The sequence below is a fragment of the Lysinibacillus sp. NPDC056185 genome (assembly GCF_047737915.1).
Taxonomy (GTDB): Bacteria; Bacillota; Bacilli; order Bacillales_A; family Planococcaceae; genus Lysinibacillus.
The window spans coordinates 322,696-339,214 of record NZ_JBLLLQ010000001.1 but is presented as its reverse complement, the minus strand read 5'-3'; the positions used below and the strand labels follow the sequence as shown (position 1 = coordinate 339,214).

17 protein-coding genes are annotated in these 16,519 nt (G+C 36.7%); 14 read left to right on the top strand and 3 right to left on the bottom strand.

Features of this window, described 5'->3' with window-relative positions:
- Window positions 1-49: 49 nt before the first annotated feature.
- Window positions 50-640, bottom strand: a complete 591-nt coding sequence (locus ACMZ42_RS01695) for a hypothetical protein (RefSeq protein WP_415730338.1) — start codon at window positions 638-640, stop codon at window positions 50-52.
- A 164-nt stretch (window positions 641-804) separates the two neighbouring features.
- Here ACMZ42_RS01695 and ACMZ42_RS01690 point away from each other — a divergent pair, with 164 nt between their 5' ends.
- The 8 genes from ACMZ42_RS01690 to ACMZ42_RS01655 all read left to right on the top strand — a co-directional run bounded on the left by ACMZ42_RS01690 (window position 805) and on the right by ACMZ42_RS01655 (window position 6,741).
- On the top strand, window positions 805-1,431 hold the full coding sequence (locus ACMZ42_RS01690; protein WP_370082755.1) for a TetR/AcrR family transcriptional regulator: 627 nt from the start codon (window positions 805-807) through the stop codon (window positions 1,429-1,431).
- Window positions 1,432-1,568: 137 nt separating this feature from the next.
- On the top strand, window positions 1,569-2,270 hold the full coding sequence (locus ACMZ42_RS01685; RefSeq protein ID WP_370082757.1) for a M23 family metallopeptidase: 702 nt from the start codon (window positions 1,569-1,571) through the stop codon (window positions 2,268-2,270).
- A 454-nt stretch (window positions 2,271-2,724) separates the two neighbouring features.
- A complete protein-coding gene (locus ACMZ42_RS01680) occupies window positions 2,725-3,288 on the top strand; it encodes a histidine phosphatase family protein (protein ID WP_415730337.1) in 564 nt (187 codons plus the stop codon).
- A 20-nt stretch (window positions 3,289-3,308) separates the two neighbouring features.
- On the top strand, window positions 3,309-4,175 hold the full coding sequence (locus tag ACMZ42_RS01675; RefSeq protein ID WP_415730336.1) for a GNAT family N-acetyltransferase: 867 nt from the start codon (window positions 3,309-3,311) through the stop codon (window positions 4,173-4,175).
- A 187-nt stretch (window positions 4,176-4,362) separates the two neighbouring features.
- Window positions 4,363-4,584: a DUF2829 domain-containing protein gene (locus ACMZ42_RS01670; protein WP_142508321.1), complete on the top strand. Its 222-nt coding sequence runs from the start codon at window positions 4,363-4,365 to the stop codon at window positions 4,582-4,584.
- Window positions 4,585-4,639: 55 nt separating this feature from the next.
- Window positions 4,640-5,395, top strand: coding sequence for a 3-oxoacyl-ACP reductase (locus ACMZ42_RS01665; protein ID WP_415730335.1), 756 nt, complete (start codon window positions 4,640-4,642; stop codon window positions 5,393-5,395).
- A 152-nt stretch (window positions 5,396-5,547) separates the two neighbouring features.
- The gene (locus ACMZ42_RS01660; RefSeq protein ID WP_402868867.1) at window positions 5,548-6,057 is read left to right on the top strand and encodes a QueT transporter family protein; all 510 of its coding nucleotides are present in this window, start codon (window positions 5,548-5,550) and stop codon (window positions 6,055-6,057) included.
- Window positions 6,058-6,513: 456 nt separating this feature from the next.
- A complete protein-coding gene (locus ACMZ42_RS01655; protein WP_370082767.1) occupies window positions 6,514-6,741 on the top strand; it encodes a transcriptional regulator SplA domain-containing protein in 228 nt (75 codons plus the stop codon).
- A gap of 105 nt (window positions 6,742-6,846) precedes the next feature.
- On the opposite strand, the gene ACMZ42_RS01650 is transcribed toward ACMZ42_RS01655, so the two are convergent.
- The gene (locus tag ACMZ42_RS01650) at window positions 6,847-7,293 is read right to left on the bottom strand and encodes an NUDIX hydrolase (RefSeq protein ID WP_370082769.1); all 447 of its coding nucleotides are present in this window, start codon (window positions 7,291-7,293) and stop codon (window positions 6,847-6,849) included.
- 142 nt (window positions 7,294-7,435) lie between these two features.
- Between ACMZ42_RS01650 and ACMZ42_RS01645 the strand changes: the two genes are divergently transcribed.
- Together ACMZ42_RS01645 and ACMZ42_RS01640 are read left to right on the top strand one after the other, a co-directional pair.
- Window positions 7,436-8,371 (top strand): arginine deiminase family protein, encoded by a 936-nt coding sequence (locus tag ACMZ42_RS01645; protein ID WP_415730334.1) that lies wholly within the window; start codon window positions 7,436-7,438, stop codon window positions 8,369-8,371.
- A 25-nt stretch (window positions 8,372-8,396) separates the two neighbouring features.
- Window positions 8,397-9,722 carry an amino acid permease gene (locus tag ACMZ42_RS01640; RefSeq protein WP_415730333.1) on the top strand — a complete coding sequence of 442 codons (1,326 nt, stop codon included), beginning with the start codon at window positions 8,397-8,399 and terminating at the stop codon, window positions 9,720-9,722.
- Window positions 9,723-10,095: 373 nt separating this feature from the next.
- Here the strand turns inward: ACMZ42_RS01640 and ACMZ42_RS01635 are convergent, their stop codons facing one another.
- Window positions 10,096-10,860, bottom strand: coding sequence for a YqcI/YcgG family protein (locus ACMZ42_RS01635; protein WP_402868875.1), 765 nt, complete (start codon window positions 10,858-10,860; stop codon window positions 10,096-10,098).
- Between the two features lie 591 nt (window positions 10,861-11,451).
- On the opposite strand from ACMZ42_RS01635, the gene ACMZ42_RS01630 reads away from it, so the two are divergent.
- Genes ACMZ42_RS01630 through ACMZ42_RS01615 form a run of 4 tightly spaced genes read left to right on the top strand, consistent with a single transcriptional unit; the run spans window position 11,452 to window position 16,499 of the window.
- On the top strand, window positions 11,452-13,032 hold the full coding sequence (locus ACMZ42_RS01630) for an ATP-binding cassette domain-containing protein (protein ID WP_415730431.1): 1,581 nt from the start codon (window positions 11,452-11,454) through the stop codon (window positions 13,030-13,032).
- Window positions 13,029-14,603 carry an ATP-binding cassette domain-containing protein gene (locus ACMZ42_RS01625; RefSeq protein WP_415730332.1) on the top strand — a complete coding sequence of 525 codons (1,575 nt, stop codon included), beginning with the start codon at window positions 13,029-13,031 and terminating at the stop codon, window positions 14,601-14,603. The genes ACMZ42_RS01630 and ACMZ42_RS01625 overlap by 4 nt, the downstream gene beginning before the upstream one ends.
- Window positions 14,604-14,659: 56 nt before the next feature.
- A complete protein-coding gene (locus ACMZ42_RS01620; protein WP_415730331.1) occupies window positions 14,660-15,601 on the top strand; it encodes a helix-turn-helix transcriptional regulator in 942 nt (313 codons plus the stop codon).
- A gap of 4 nt (window positions 15,602-15,605) precedes the next feature.
- Window positions 15,606-16,499: an ABC transporter substrate-binding protein gene (locus tag ACMZ42_RS01615; RefSeq protein WP_415730330.1), complete on the top strand. Its 894-nt coding sequence runs from the start codon at window positions 15,606-15,608 to the stop codon at window positions 16,497-16,499.
- Window positions 16,500-16,519: the final 20 nt, after the last annotated feature.

The following is a 16,519-nucleotide window of genomic DNA, read 5'->3' as shown; positions in this document are numbered from 1 at the left end:
AGCCGTCGGATTGGACGGCTTTATTTGCAATTATTACACGCACGCATTTCTAAGCAACACTCTCTAAATAGTCTTTATGTTCCTCCTCAATCTTTGATAAAAATTTAGTAATTGCTCTAATTGAATCTTCTCCTTCTAGCTGAGTTCCTAATTCATCCGCCATCCGTTTTAAAACATAATCCTCAAACTCAGTATAATCTTTGAACGGCTCCAAGCCCTTAGATGGATCTTTATGTTCATTCGTCATATGCATATATTCCTTTATAGCATTATCTTCTTGAATCACTAAAATCGTGGATAGAACCTTCGAAAAGATGGATAGAACGTCCGAAGTCATGGATAGAACCTTTGGAATGATGGATAGAACGCCCAAAATCGTGGATAGAACCTTCGAAAAGATGGATAGAACGCCCCAAATCGTGGATAGAACCTTCGAAAAGATGGATAGAACGCCCCGAGCCGTGGATAGAACCCTCAAAAAGATGGATAGAACGCCCCAAGTCGTGGATAGAACCTTCGAAATGATGGATAGAACGTCCGAAATCATGGATAGAATCTCTGAATTAATGAAAAGAACCTCCGAAGTGACGGATTGCTCCTCCGAAATGATCGCTAGAATCACTAAAGTCGTGTATTTCATTTTATTGTAATAAGGCTCTTAAAAGTTGTTTGCATTCAAAATTTAATAATAAAATTGTGTAATTCTTGTTCAACTAACACATTCGTTGACCTTTTAGGTAAATAACCTTAAAATGGAATTGACCTAATAGGTTAATCATGTTTCTTATAAAGGAGTGACGAATGTTGACAAAGTTATTAGATTTAGACTCTCAAAGAAGGAACGCAATTCTAAATGCAGCGTTAAAAGAATTTTCATCACAGGGGTATGACAACGCTTCAACAAATGTAATAGCAAAAGAAGCCGGAATTTCTAAAGCCCTTATGTTCCACTATGTCAGTAGCAAGCAGGAGCTATTTCTTGTTGTGTATGATTACTTCTCTGACCTAATTAAAAAAGAATATTTTGAATTGATGAATTATGATACGAAAGATATTTTTGACAGATTGCGTCAATCATATCTTTTGCAAATTAAACTATCGGAAAAGTCCCCTTGGATTTTAGAGTTTAATAAACTTTCAGGAACTACTAATTCCAACGAGGTTAATGAGGAACTTGAAAATAGAACAAACAAAGAACATTCAAGCTGTTATCCTAAATTATTTGATGAAATAGATGAAGATAAGTTTAGAAAAGGGTTGGATATAGAAAAGTGCAAGCAGTTTATACTTTGGTCTAATATTGGATTTACTAATGAAATATTAGATGATATTAGAAATTCAGAATCGCAGTCTTTAAACTATGAACTCGTTGTTGAAAAACTTGATGGATATTTTGATGAACTTAGAAAAGTATTCTACAAAATTAAATGAATAAGGGGTTGGGAAATGTGCGTTCAACACGAAAAAAACGGTTGACTGCACGTGTCTGTATTGTACTGGGACTTCCCCTTGTAGCACTAGTCATTTTCAATAATGTAGGTAAAGAATCGACGGGGGAGGGATATGAGATGATTGATGCGCGTGAGCCGATAATTGTAGAGTTTCCTTTGAGAGGAGAATGGCACTCTCCTAACACTCCAGGTACAAAAATTCCGAGTCACGGCACAAACAAATTAGCATCAAGATATGCTTATGACTTTATACAAGTGGATTGGGAAAGAAAGGGCTGGCCCGCCTATCGCGTTAGTTTGGCGCATTATCTACTTTTTGGGGTCCCCTTAGATGAATATTATTGTTGGGGGCAAGAGGTATATGCTCCTTGCGATGGGGTTATTGTCCAAGCAGAGGATGGTTATAAAGAACGACCACGAACAAAATTGCTTTCAGATATGTCTAACGCTTATAAAAATGCTCATTATTTTGACCCGAAGAAAGACGACATACAATCAGTTGCTGGCAACTACATCATTATAGAATGTGGCGACAATGTATATGCTGCATTAGTCCATCTTCAAACAGGGGCAATTCAGGTTTCAGTTGGTCAAAGTGTAAAAAAAGGTGAAGTTATTGCTAGAGTTGGTCATTCAGGTAACTCCTTTGCTCCGCATTTGCATTTTCAACTTATGGATAGTAGTGACATCACTACTGCACACGGATTGCCTTTTGCTTTTGAACAATACGAATTATTTAAAAATGGCAAATGGGAAAAAGTAAATAATGGAATTCCAACAAATAAGGATAGAATAAGATTTCAAAAATCTGATGAATAGGATTAAATTAAAACTGCATAAGAGGTACCGTCAGGAAAATGGGCTTAGCGTTGTAAATTCGCATTTTCCTGACGGTACCCATATAACAAAGTTTCCCCCTTACGGCAAACGCCTAAATAGGGAGTTTTAGCGGCGAAGTAAAGAGGTTTAGTGGCTAAAGTGGGAGTTTTAGCGGCGAAGTAAAGGGGTTTAGCGGCTAAAGAGGAAGTTTTAGCGGCGAAGTAAAGGGGTTTAGCGGCTAAAGAGGATGTTCAACCGGCGAAATAAAAGGGTTTACTGGCTAAAATAAAAGTTCATCCGGCGAAATAAAGGAATTGCAGACTAAATTATCTGCTCTACAGGTGAAGTAACTCATTCACTGTGTGAAAAGCATTTTCAACTTTCATTTTTACATTTTTTGAGCAATTCATTTCATATATTAATAATAATCAAAATGGTACTCTATTAAGAGGAGATGAAATATTTGGATAAATCAATCCTTTCTTTATTGAAAAAGGGTGGATTTGTTTTGTATGCGAGGCATGGCCAAGCAACTGTCGGGGTAGATCAGCTAAATTTAAATTTTCAAGATTGTTATACTCAAAGAAATTTGTCTGAAGTTGGGCGAAGGGAGGCAATTTACTTTGGACAAATGCTTCGCTATTTACAAATCCCGATCAGTTCACCGATTGTCGTAAGTCCTTTTTGTCGTACAATTGAAACGGCACAGCTCGCATTTCCTTATTCCTATATCCAAATTGATCCACTTGGATATGAAATTTATAAATTGGGTGGAAACATTCCAATCGTTGAAAAAACAAATATATTATCAAATCTACAATCGATGTTAGAAAGAGAGCCACCACAGGGTACGAATCAAGTGATTGTTGCCCATAGCTTTCCCGAAGGTGTTGGATTAGGGAATGTTTCTAATATGGGAATGGTTATTATTAAGCCAAAAGGTCCTGGAAATGGGTATGAAATAATAAAAAAACTAACTTTAGAAGATCTACCACTGTTAGGTAGTAGCTCTAATTAAGCTAGGGATGGGAGAAAAGTATGGACATAAAAACGGTCTCACAATGCACTTTAGAGGAAACTTTAAAAACTTGGAATAAAGGCTTTGAGGGGTATTTTGTACAAATAGAAATGAATGAAGAGATGTTTTTAAACCGACTCGTTGGAGAAGGACTATCGCCAGAGCTTTCAATTGTCGCATTTGATCATAATAATCCTGTGGGTATTGTATTAAATGGCTTCAGACAAATAAATGGTAAGAAAACCTCATGGAATGGCGGAACAGGTATCTCTCCAGACTATCGTGGTAAAGGTGTTTCTCGTGTTTTAATGGAAGAAACAATCGCCATCTATGAAAGAGAGAAGGTGGAGGTTGCAACGCTTGAAGCTATAAAAGAGAATAAAGTAGCAATTGCGTTATATGAGAAGTATGGCTATACAATTACTAATCAATTGCTATTTTTAAGTGGCGAATATGAAGCAAAAGTAGAGGGACAAGCCGCAATTCATGTGGAAACAATTCGGCCAGAACAACTTCCATATTTATCTTTTTATCAGGAAGATGTTCCTTGGCAATGTAGCTGGCAAAGTAATAAACAAGGGGAAGCTAAAGTTTTTTACAACGAGAATAATGAAGCGCTTGGCTATATGTTATATAAAATAGTATGGGATCAGGATGGAGCCATCAACCACATAGTGCTTTATCAATTAGAGTTATTGGAGAATGGCAATGTAGAACATATTCCACACTTTATCGCAAGCATTACAAATCATAAAGTAAATTTAGCCACAGTTAACTTTTTAGCAAGCAATCCAGCGGCGAGCTATTTGATGGAAAATGGGCTTGAGGTTAAGACAGAGCAAGTGCAAATGAAAAAATATGTTTGCGAGATGAGTAGAGAAAATTAGGGATGGTTTAAAAGTCAACGTTAGGCTGGAGAAAGTGGGACAGAGATTTTTTCCAATCATTGCTGACATTAATGGGCAACAACTACTTTATACGGTTTTACTTAAGGGCTAGTTTTAACAGGTTGTCAACATTCAAGAATTCCAGTATACTAATCCGATAAAGAATGTAAATAAAGGATGAATTTTAATGACGTTTGAAGAGATATTACCACGCTTAAAAGCGGGAGAAAAAGTAATTCGTAAAGGTTGGGGCGGTGCCGAATTGTATGTGAAGCTTGTTGGACAAAGCGAACATGATGGCGAGGCTTTGAATCCTTATTTTTTAATTAATGTACGTGGTGAGGGCTATACAATGTTCACACCGACAGTTTGTGATTTATTAGCGGAAGATTGGGTAATTGTCAATTAATCGAAAGAGCCATCTCAAATGAGGTGGTTTCTTTGTTTTTTGGGGAGAGATATATATGAAGTTTGAAGAATATAACAGTAAAACGGTATTTGTAACGGGGGCTGCTTCAGGTATTGGTCAAGCCCAAGCTATTGCATTTTTAGAAAATGGGGCGAGTGTATTCGGGTTTGATTTAGATGAGCAAGGGTTAGTAAATCTACATAACCAATTTCCTGAACAATTTGCCTATACAGTAGGTAGTGTATGTAATAAGAACGATGTAGAGCACGCATTTGAAGCTGCGATTTCTATATTTAAGCAAGTAGATATTTTATTAAATACCGCAGGCGTTTTAGATGGCTTTGCTAAAACGCTTGATACAGATGAGGCGCTTTGGGATAAAATTATGAATACCAATGTAAAAGGTACTTATTTTGTGACAAATACGATATTACCCCATATGGTTAAACGAAAATCTGGCACAATCGTTAATATGGCATCTATTGCTGGACTTGTTGCCGGCGGTGGAGGTGCGGCATATACAGCGTCTAAACATGCAATTGTAGGCTATACAAAGCAGTTAGACTTAGATTATTGTCGTGCAGGAATTCGTGCCAATGCAATTGCACCTGGGGCCATTCAAACACCGATGAACAAAGCAGATTTTGAAGGTGATGGTGCAATTGCAAAATGGGTCGCCGATGAAACGCCTGCTGGACGCTGGGCCCAACCACACGAAGTAGCGAATTTAACACTTTATTTAGCAAGTTCAGCAGCTGATTATATTCATGGAGCTGTTATGCCGATTGATGGCGGCTGGCTGACGAAATAGTATTGTTCTATAAGATATTCTTCTGCTATAATACGCAAGTAAGCCAAAATTTAGCTTGCACTGCGGCACTTCAGATAGGGCAAAAGCTCTCTTCCTTTGGCCGTAGTTATTACTAAAATAGCGGATGTGCTATTTTACAAAGGAGAATAAAATTGAATACATCTATTGTAAAAGATTCTAGCCGTACTTCTGTAACCGAACTTACAAAGACGGCACTTGTTGCAGCTTTATATGTGGCTGTAACTGTTTTATTGTCAGTTATTAGTTTTGGGGCAGTTCAACTACGCTTATCGGAGATGTTTAACTACCTGGCCCTATACAATAAGCGCTATGTGTTAGCAGTGACTCTAGGAGTAGTACTCGCAAATTTCATGTCACCAACGTGGATATTAGATGTACCTATTGGTGGAATTGCGACATTTCTCGTTTTAATTCTTTGCCGAAGAGTAACGAAAAATATAACAAATGATATTGTGAAAATGGTTATAACTGCATTGATTTTTGCTATATCAATGTTCACAGTTGCAGGACAATTAACAATTCTCTATGATCTTCCGTTTTGGGCAACCTGGTTTACAGTAGGTGTTGGAGAATTGCTATCCATGACTGTTGGTGGTATGACTATTTATTTATTAAATAAAAAAATTGATTTGACGAAATAAATTGAAGAGAAAGCAAGTCATCATTAAAAGGTGACTTGCTTTTTTGATTTTATAAGAGAAACTGGCCTGTAATTAGTTGTGGTATGAACATTTTGGGAAGCCTCACTCGCTCAATAAATCCTTTTCTACTTTATCAGATTTAATTAATCCCCCTCACTTCCTCATTTCACTAACACGAATTATCGGCTAACCAACATTGACAGGAAGACTATCGCTAATTGATCCCACAAGCCAGCACCGTGAGCGAGATTATTACCAACACGATCAACTAGTTTGTAATGTTCTTGCCCCGTTGCCTATAAGTGTTGCACCACGAACATTTCCATTCCAAACAGATAAGCTCCCATAACCATGAAATTTCTGCATTTAAATAAAATCTATATGAGAAATCAAAAATTGATTATATTTAACATCTTCTTACACCAAACTAATGGAAAGGCTTAGGAAGGTGATGGAATGAAGCAAAAGCAATATAGTGCAGGGGATATAGTTTTCATTTTTTATCAACATCCATCTATTCAGCAAGTAGTAAACATACAGGAAGCGGCAGTGGTGAACAATCCTGATAATCCAAATGAACTGGGGCTACTTCTCTTTGATTCGTATTATCCACTAACAAACGATATGTTAATATTTACGAGCGAAATGGATGCTGAGCAAGCTTATCACCAATATTTTCATTGATAGAGGCTTACAATAAGTAGTTCATTAGCATTGATTTTCCTACATTAAAAAGTGCATTTTCAACACTATAATGAGAGAAGACGTAATAAGTTTTCTCTCTAAATCTTATTCTATAACTAACTGCGTTATATATGGTTCAATATATCTGCTATCTAATCCATCCGGTAAATTTAATAGTGAGAAATATTGCATTGTCTCTGATTCTTTATAATCAATAACTAAATTGCCTTTAACATTTCTTGTATAATAGACTGCCGTAACTGAGTAAAATTCATCCCCATTCGGAACTTTAAGATAATACTCTGGACCAGAAAAAATATCTAATAACTTTAGGTCCGCTATAACCAATCCTGTTTCTTCTAACACTTCTCTTTTTGCGGTATCTTCTAAGCTTTCTCCTAATTCCATTAAACCACCTGGAAGACCCCAACCTCCATCGTATCTTTTTTGTAATAACACTTCATTTGCGTTATTAAGAATTAATACAACTGAACCAGGTAAAATGATGGGTTGGTGTCCTACATATTGTCTTAAAAATTTATAATATTCCATAGTTACACTCATTTCTTTAATTGTTTTTATACTTATATATATGAATTATCTAAATAACAAAAAAATCCTCCTTTAATTTGTATAATCCCAATCTTGGTGGTAACGCTAACAGTGATAGGAATGAAGAAGGGGAGAATACAATATGGACTCATTTCAACCGAATTGTTGGTCGGAGCATGAAGAACTCAAGGTTGTTATGCTTTGTGCACCTTCAAAATTAGATGTACCAGATTTAACAATAGCTGAAAATGTAGGATGGGATGCTGCTGTTAATCATGTAAAAGCAATGGAAAATTTCATGGAATTTAAGACAGCGCTAGAAAATGCGGGTGTCAAGGTTATTGATTATTCGAAAGAGCTAACAACTGATCAGAAAACAGTAAGTGAGCAGCTTATTAATAGATACTTTGTACGCGATCTTGCCTGTGTTATAGGAAATAGTATTTTCCTTGGAGAGGCAGGTAGTTCGCTAAGGCGTCCAGAGTATCCACATGCACACTCATTATTAGAAAAGTGGTTTCCAGAAAAAAATTTAAAAGTTAAACAACCTTCGACTGCTTTAGAATGTGGAGACGTGCTGATTTTAAATAAAGATGCCGTACTTATTAATATTGGGATGAGGACAACATTAGAGGCTGTGGAAAGTATCAAGGATCGTATCTTCCAAGAAGGATTTTCGGAAATTGCGATCATTGATTTGCCAAGACGCTCCGATACACTTCATTTAGATATGAATTGTAATGTGACGAACGCTAATCTGCTAATAGCTAAAAACTTTATGCGTTATTTTCCTGTTCATGTATTCACAGCTGAAACAAATCGTTTTGAAATGACTGAGCAATTTTTAAATCACCATGGCTTTGACGTTTACTGGCTTGAAAAATATAACACAATCCCTGATATTAATTTTATCAATCTTAATCCCGAAACACTGTTAATTAGTAAGCAAGCAACGAAGCAGCAATGGACGAAGCATCCACTATTGCAAAAGAAGAATTTGATAGAAATTGATGTCACAGAGCTTGAAAAAGGCGGTGGTGGCATTCGTTGCATGACATTGCCATTGTTAAGAAAGTAGCAAAAAGGTAGGAGGGTTGATCAAAATGACATCTAAAACAAGTAAAGGGAGGTTGTCTTGGTGGCAGCTTTCACTTCTCGGTATAGGTTGTACACTAGGAACAGGATTTTTTCTTGGGACAAGTATGGCCATTCATAAAAGTGGTCCTGCTGTTGTGATTCCTTTTTTGTTAGCGGCAATTGCTACGTATATTGTCTATGATGCTCTTGTTAAGATGTCAGTTGATAATCCAGATAAGGGTTCATTCCGTACTTATGCAAAGCAAGCTTTTGGCAATTGGGCAGGATTTAGTAATGGCTGGATTTACTTGATTTCTGAGATGCTCATTATGGGTAGCCAATTGACGGCGCTTGGTATTTTCACAAAACTGTGGTTTCCAACGCTTCCATTATGGGTTGCTGCGTCTATTTATGCTGCACTTGGATTAGCTGTTATTCTTACGGGTATGAAGGGCTTTGAAAAATTTCAAAATATTTTTGGTGCGTTAAAGGCAGCAGCGGTTGTGATGTTTATTATAGTAGCGGTTGTCTTACTAATAAAAGGATTTAATTCGGAATCAACGACACTCGATTCACTGCATGCAAATTATGAAGAATTTTTCTCACAAGGTGTGAAAGGACTATGGCTTGGGCTGCTATATGCCTTTTATGCATTTGGTGGGATTGAAGTTATGGGATTAATGGTCATTGATTTAAAAAATCCTAAAGAAGCACCGAAAGCTGGAAAAGTCATGATTATTACTATAACTGTCATTTTTATAATGGCTATTATGCTTGCTTTGGCGCTTGTTTCTTGGAAGGACTTTAATATTGAGGAAAGCCCATTTATTACAGCGCTTAATGGCTATCACATTCCTTTTTTTGCAGACATTTTTAATGGCGTGTTAATTATTGCAGGTTTTTCAACAATGGTCGCCTCTTTATATGCGGTTATAACGATTCTCATTACATTGGCAGAGGATCATGATGCTCCAACGGCTTTGGCGAAAAAAGGGAAGATGAAGATTCCATTTCCTGCATTTCTCTTTTTAGCTAGTGGTCTAATCATCACTATTGTTATAGGCTTTCTTATGCCAGAAAAAATTTTTGAATATTTGGTTACTGCTGCAGGCTTAATGCTAATTTATAACTGGCTCTTTATATTAGTGACATATAGAAAGCTAATGGAGCTGTCAAAGTGGGAGCATGTGAAGAATAGTATCGGGATGTTGCTCATTGTAGTGACGGTGTCTGGGACGTTAGGGGAAAAAACAAGCAGACTCGGTTTTTTCGTGAGCCTGCTTTTTATCATCATCATAGGAATTGCGACTTGGATTGTCATGAAAAGGCAAAAACACGGTAAGAATGTTTAACTTCTTTCAGCGGGTGTCCAAACATCTGTACCTGTCGCTGCGCTTTCGGTACAAAAGACATCCGCTGAAATAGAGGAACTCAGTCTAAGAACGCCACGTGCTGTGGCAATTTATCTGTGTAAAAGCGAAGCGACAGTAATAGGGTTTTATCTGTGCAAAGCGCAGCGGCAGCAACAATACACGACTGAGTAACCAACATCATGCTGCTGTCGCTACGCTTTCGCGCAAAAAACATCATGCTGCTGCCGCTTCGCTTTCGCGCAAAAAACATCTGTTGGCCCAAAGCCTCCGGCGGATGTCACGGAATCGGAAAGGAGTTCTTTCTGCTAGCACAAAGCCAATTCCGGACACAATAATACCGAGGCATAATTGATTATTGTTCTTTGTTCTGCAGAGAATGTTGCATTCGTAAAAAAGGACATTTCGATGCACTACTATTATCATCACTTAAAAAATACTGCTTCCATTCATAACTACCTTCTTGCCCATACCATTTTAAATCACTATGAGCTGGAATAGCATCGTATTCGTTAATACGTTGACGAATAAGCTTCTTTAACTTTCGACCAAAGACAGTAGAGTCGTTCATTTCTTCAAATATCCAGCGTGGCTGAAAGGCCATTAATAAAGTAGAAAAATTACGACTCTTGCGCAATTTATGTGCGGGCGTTGCACAAGATACAAAATAAGGCTCACCGTTAAAACAAAATTCCCATTCATGCTGCGCTGGATCGGTTGGAATTTCCTTTGGCCAATCGATATCATCGAATTTCGTCAAATTGTTTAAAACAGACCAAAATAAATTTCTGTAATCTTCAACATCGAAATTTTTATGCATATCATTAGGGGTTTTGAAGAAAATGGTATGTGTTGTATATTTACCAAACGTTTTAGCGCACTTATCATATTCCTTTAAGCATCGTGCTAACGTCTTTATCGATTGCTCCTCTCGTGGATCTCCGATAAAACTATAGCGAAGCTCGTTCGATAAAAAACCTTTTCTAGCTGGAATACAGGGAAACGTATTTGCTTCATCTGCAACCATGGCAGCGAAGTCGGTATATGCTGACTGTTGCCATAATGGAAGTGTTACAAAATGTTCTTCTATCCACTTCCTGTCTAACACTGCTACTTCCACTTATGTCTCCTCCTTCTATACATCTTTATACTATTAAAAAAAGTGTAAATAGGTGACGATGTAAAGCCATTAACGTTTTCTAAATGGCGAAAGTAGGGGGATCTACACTAAATACTTCCATTTTTACTTTTTTGAATTGAAAATAATGATCTTATTCTTAATAGCTCTTTAGTAAGCTCGTAATCAAAAAACGCATATAATATTCCAGGGCATCTCCGGTACGATAGACGTATCAACTAAAGGAGGTGCTTGTCTTATGCCAACAAACAAATTAACCATTCCTGTCAAACTTGATCCCCTCCAACTGAAACATGAAACATCTACATTTCCTTCTTCCATCGGTAAGCGTCAAATAGCGCCACCTGAATGAAAAGGTGGGTGCTATTTGACGCTTATACTTAAAGTTAGTAGGTGTTTATTTTGTGTGTAGTTAATTTGGCATTCAGTCTATTTTTCTAGTAATTTAAAATATCAATCATTACTAACTAATCAAGTTTAAAAATTATCTCCACCAATTGATAATTATCTCCAACGATTAGTAGTTGATTAAGCGATTAGTTTGTATACTGAAGAACGAAAGTAGGTGAGAATCTGTCTCAATTAGAACCAATTCAGCATTTTTATAAAAAGAGAGAACTTGGGATTGTAATCCTTTTTTCATTTGGTAAAGCATTCTCATTTGTTTTGTCTTTTTATCTGATTTACCTTGCAATAAGTAATGGGCAGGAGGAGATTTTCGGATATAGTTTGTCCTTACTTTTGGTAATAATTATTCACTTTATCTGTTTAAGGCTAGAACGACTATTTGTTCATAAGGTAGCGTACCAGTATATACGTGATTTACGTATAGCTACTTTAGAAAAAATCGAGAAGCTTCCTTTTGAAATCGTTGAAAAACAGTCAAGAGGTCATATGTTGCGTCTAATATTAGATAGAACAGAGCAACTTGAGAAAATTATTGCCCATCAAATGCCACAAGCATTATATGTCATTATGATGCCATTGATTTCAGCTGTTTTATTAATAGGAATTGACTGGAGATTTGCTATTTTAGCAATGTTCCCATTACCGATTGCCCTATATATTCAATTACGCAAAAATCCTCAATTGTTCATTGTGGGTGAACGCTATGCAAGTATTAGCACAACGATGCAAGAACGAAATGTTGATTTTACGGAAAGTTTAACGTATTTACAAAGCTTCCGTGTAAGAGGCAAGGAATTGGATGCACTTCAGCAATCCTACACGAATTATCAAACAGTCTGGCAGGAAATGAGTCGAGTAAAAATTCCTCGATTTATTTTATATGTAACGATCGTCGAGGGGGCACTCCTAAGCTTTATTCCTGCAAGTGTTGGTTGGGATGTGTCTGTCACCTTATTTTATGTCGTATTTATATTGGGGTTAAATATTTCGATTCCGTTCCGTGAATTTGCAAGCTTTGGACATCAATTTACCGAAGCAAAGCAAATTCAATTGGAGGTTCAGCAGTGGCTTCAGAAACCAGATATGCTATTTGGTTCTAGCAATACAATCACAAAGAGCGATCTTACCTTAGCTGATGTCGGTTATACATTTGATGAAAGTACGCAAATCGGACCGGTGACCTTCTCGACAAAAGCGAATAATTTTGTCGTTTTAAAAGGGAAATCAGGTAATGGGAAGTCAACTATTTTAAAGATATTGGCTGGACGATATCAAGGTACAGGTACATATGAAATAGATGGTGTTCCGGTGAAAGCCTATAGCGAACAAGCACTACGGAATGGTATATGGTTTGTTCCACAAACGAGTCAATTTTTCCATGAAACGCTTCTATTCAATTTAACGCTTGGAAAGATGGTGTCGGAGCATACGCTTCAACATGTTCTCAAAATTGTAGAGTTAAGCGAACGTGTTAGCACATTGCCTGAGGGACTAAAAACCTATATGAATGACTCTAAAGTTATCTTCAGTGGTGGAGAACTACAGAGAATAGCCTTAGCACGTGCAATTCTACAAGATGTACCACTTATTTTATTGGATGAGGCGACAGCAGCAATTGATGAGGCAATGGAAATTCGGATTATTGACCAATTTAAGCAATTGCCACATACCTTTATTAGCATTGCACATCGACAACAACATATACACCAAGCAAATCTTCAAATACAGATTGGAAGAGAAGTATGAATGCATTACAACAATTTAAAAAACAATTACTTATTCGCTCCTTTATCGCTAGTTTGATTGCACTGTCACCATTAGTAATTTTAGTATTGCTTTTATCAAATATGTTGGACATGACCTTTGGAGCAAGTGTAGTTGTGATGGGTATAGCGTTTGGTTGTATTTTTTTCAGTGGTGTATATGAGCAACGCTGGATTCAATCACAAGGAACGGCAGTACTTCAATCCCTTAGACAACAAATTGTAGAGCATTTGTTAAACTTACCGATGAAGATTCATCAGGAAAAAGGCAATGCAGGACATTGGCTCACACAAACAATTGATGTAATGGAAATCACTTATACTCATCTAATGCCAAATGTGATGAAAGAAAAAATTAACTTGTTTCTAATTTTACTGTTGCTATGTTTAATCGAGTGGCGTGTTGCGATTCCGTTTGGCCTGCTCTTATTTTTTCTTTTTCGTTATCAAAAGAAAATTGAAAAGAAAATGCAATTTTACGGCACACAGCGAAAGCTTCATTTCGAACAAATTCGTAAACATACCTTGGAATATTTAGAGGGAATTGAATCGATATTTTGTCAGGGCACACCCGTTGTAAGAAATCGCTTAACTGCTAGCTATAAGGAATTTTATCAAACAAGCATTCAAACAGAACAGCAAGTTGCACCTTATTCTACACGTTTTTATATGGCCTTAACCTTTATGTATATTGGAAGTGTAGTTGCTGGATTTTGGCTTATTAGTCCTCAACAGCTTAGTAGTCTAGTTTTATATGAGATTATTCTTTTTTATCTGTTACATACAGCTCTTCAACTTAAGGAGGCAAGTGATGGTCTAGCTTACTTTACAGCCGTTGAGAAAGAATTAGCACAATGGCTAAAACAGCAAGTAGCTGAAGATAAAAATGGAACAGCTTTAGAAGCTGATGTTACATTATCTAGCTTTACATTCCAAAGAGAAAACTATTCGCTTCAACTTCCTATAGCAAGGCTATTAGGTGGTGATCATATTATGATTACTGGTGAAACTGGGGCAGGTAAAACAACGGTTTTCCAGTTAATTTATGGCTTGCTAGCAGATGCCAATATTTCTATTAACAATCAGTCAGTTACTTCGATTTCTCCAACGGTCAAAAGCAAAACAATCCATTTTGCATTGCAGCATATGCCTATTTACAGTGGGACTGTAAAACAATTACTTATTTGGGCGAATCGCGATGCAACAGAGGCGGAAATGATACAGGCTTTAAAAGCTATGAAGGTGGACTTTTTAGGTGACGATCCACTTGAAAAATGGATTGGAAAAGGGGGCAGGCAATTATCCGGTGGTGAGCAGCAACGGATTCGCTTAGCACAAGCTTATTTAAGCGGTGCAACGATTTATTTGATGGATGAAATGACGAGTGCATTGGATCAGGCTACAGAATTAGAGATACTAGAAGCATTTTTAACACATAAAAAGCTTGCGATAGTGTTATTTATCACACATCGTACAGCTATCAAACCTTACTTTAATCGTTTTTTCACTATTGAAGATGGAAAATTTCGAGAAAAGCAGGAATTGACTTTTTAATTGAAAATGATTATCATTATCGATTTAAAGACTAACTAGTAAATTAGGTGTAAAAAATGAATACTTCTATAATAGATGTTTATCTTCCACATTTTCCTATTTTAAGTGACAAAGAAGTGAAAGTGCTTACGATTCCAAATGAATATGGAAATGGTGAATTATTATTCTTCACATCTCTTAGTGGCTTTGAGGTGATTGTGTCGTCATTTAATTTTATGAAACCATACTGTTTTCCTTTTCACTGGTCGAATCAATTAATTGAGCTAGTCATCCCACTAAAAGGACAGCGAGAAGTGCAAATGCAAGACAAAATAATGCTCGTACCTTGTGACAACTCTTATTTAAATTATTTACAAGAGTTTGAAGGGGAGGCTTATTTAAATACGGGTGACTTTTTAAGTATATCAATTTGTATCCCTATTAAATGGTATGAGAATTGGGTTCAGAAGCAAGGATTCTCCTCGCTACAATTTCATGAGATGATCCAGCAGCAAATGATTTCACGTTTAGAAAATCCCATAACAGCCAGTTTAATCCGTCAGGCAAAGCATATTAAGCAGTTGCTATTTCAGCCTAGAATCGACGAATTAAAAATTGAAGTTGCCATTTTACAATTAATTGATATGTATTTTACACAGCAGTTCAAAATGCTACGCTCCATTGGTACCTTACGCGCAGATGAAGTGAAAAAAATTCAACTGGCCCAGGATATTTTGGTGAATTTAATGGATAATCCACCATCAATCGCCGTTTTAGCAAATCAGATTGAATTGAATGAACAAAAATTGAAGCAAGGTTTTAAAGAAGTTTATGGTCAAACACCATATAAACATTTAAAAGACGTACGAATGCAGCGTGCATATTACTACATTACAGAAAGGCATATGAGTGTGACAGAAACTGCTCTGACAGTTGGCTATCAAAATATTAGCTATTTTTCACAGCTCTTTTATGAATATTTTGGAGTCAATCCATCCCAATGCTTAAAGGAGAAATAGACAAATGAAAAAGTATTTATTATTCATCGTGTTAACGCTTATGTTAGCAGCATGTAAAACTAACGAAGCTAGCACTTCTGAGGCAACAACGGATACAAAAGCAGAGGAGACATCAGAAACACGGATTGTTGATTTATCAGGATCGACAGAGGAATTTCTAAAGTTAGGTGTAACCCCTGTTGCAAGTGGTAACGTAGATATGGCGGATCATACTCAGTTTGCTCCGTTAATTAGCGAACTGCTAAAGGACACAGTCAATGTAGGATGGTATGGTCAACCAGCTAGCCCAGAAGTCGTAAGTGGTACAGCACCAGATAAAATTTTTATTACTCAAAGACAAGAAAGTATAAAAGAAAGCTTAGAAAAAATTGCACCTGTAGTGGTTGTTCCTCATATGTACTATGAGTTTGAAGAGCGATTCCGTTTTATTGCTAAAGAGGTAGACAAGGAAGAAGAGATGGAAGCTTGGTATGCTAATTATAAAGAACAAGCGGCAGAGCTAGGTGACAAAGTAAAAGCTAAAGTTGGCGCAAATAAAACATTTATGGTAATGGAAGCAACAGCTAAAGAACTTCGTGTTTATGCTTCTGCCGGTTTAGCGGATTTATTATTTGAAGATATGCAACTTAAAGCAGACGAAAACACACCAGAACCAGATGGCTGGGGCGGTAAGGTTGTAAGCTTAGAAGTATTATCACACATTAACCCTGATTATATTTGGATGATGAAAGATAATCATGAAACGGTTATTGATGGATTAGACCTATGGAAAAATTTAAATGCCGTGAAAGCAGGAAATGTATATAGCATTCCGAGTTCACAAAACTATAATGAATCATTCAGTGCGTTCGGTCGTGAAAATCTATTAAAAGTAATTGAAGAGCAAATGTTAAAGTAAAATGTCTTGAAAGAGAGTGG

Excerpts from the sequence above, each read along its gene's own strand:
- ACMZ42_RS01670 (WP_142508321.1), top strand. The coding sequence starts at position 4,363 with ATGACGTTTGAAGAGATATTACCACGCTTAAAAGCGGGAGAAAAAGTA.
- ACMZ42_RS01695 (WP_415730338.1), bottom strand. The coding sequence starts at position 640 with ATGAAATACACGACTTTAGTGATTCTAGCGATCATTTCGGAGGAGCAA.
- ACMZ42_RS01650 (WP_370082769.1), bottom strand. The coding sequence starts at position 7,293 with ATGGAATATTATAAATTTTTAAGACAATATGTAGGACACCAACCCATC.
- ACMZ42_RS01685 (WP_370082757.1), top strand. The coding sequence starts at position 1,569 with ATGATTGATGCGCGTGAGCCGATAATTGTAGAGTTTCCTTTGAGAGGA.
- ACMZ42_RS01615 (WP_415730330.1), top strand. The coding sequence starts at position 15,606 with ATGAAAAAGTATTTATTATTCATCGTGTTAACGCTTATGTTAGCAGCA.
- ACMZ42_RS01680 (WP_415730337.1), top strand. The coding sequence starts at position 2,725 with ATGAAATATTTGGATAAATCAATCCTTTCTTTATTGAAAAAGGGTGGA.
- ACMZ42_RS01640 (WP_415730333.1), top strand. The coding sequence starts at position 8,397 with ATGACATCTAAAACAAGTAAAGGGAGGTTGTCTTGGTGGCAGCTTTCA.
- ACMZ42_RS01675 (WP_415730336.1), top strand. The coding sequence starts at position 3,309 with ATGGACATAAAAACGGTCTCACAATGCACTTTAGAGGAAACTTTAAAA.
- ACMZ42_RS01645 (WP_415730334.1), top strand. The coding sequence starts at position 7,436 with ATGGACTCATTTCAACCGAATTGTTGGTCGGAGCATGAAGAACTCAAG.
- ACMZ42_RS01625 (WP_415730332.1), top strand. The coding sequence starts at position 13,029 with ATGAATGCATTACAACAATTTAAAAAACAATTACTTATTCGCTCCTTT.
- ACMZ42_RS01620 (WP_415730331.1), top strand. The coding sequence starts at position 14,660 with ATGAATACTTCTATAATAGATGTTTATCTTCCACATTTTCCTATTTTA.
- ACMZ42_RS01655 (WP_370082767.1), top strand. The coding sequence starts at position 6,514 with ATGAAGCAAAAGCAATATAGTGCAGGGGATATAGTTTTCATTTTTTAT.
- ACMZ42_RS01665 (WP_415730335.1), top strand. The coding sequence starts at position 4,640 with ATGAAGTTTGAAGAATATAACAGTAAAACGGTATTTGTAACGGGGGCT.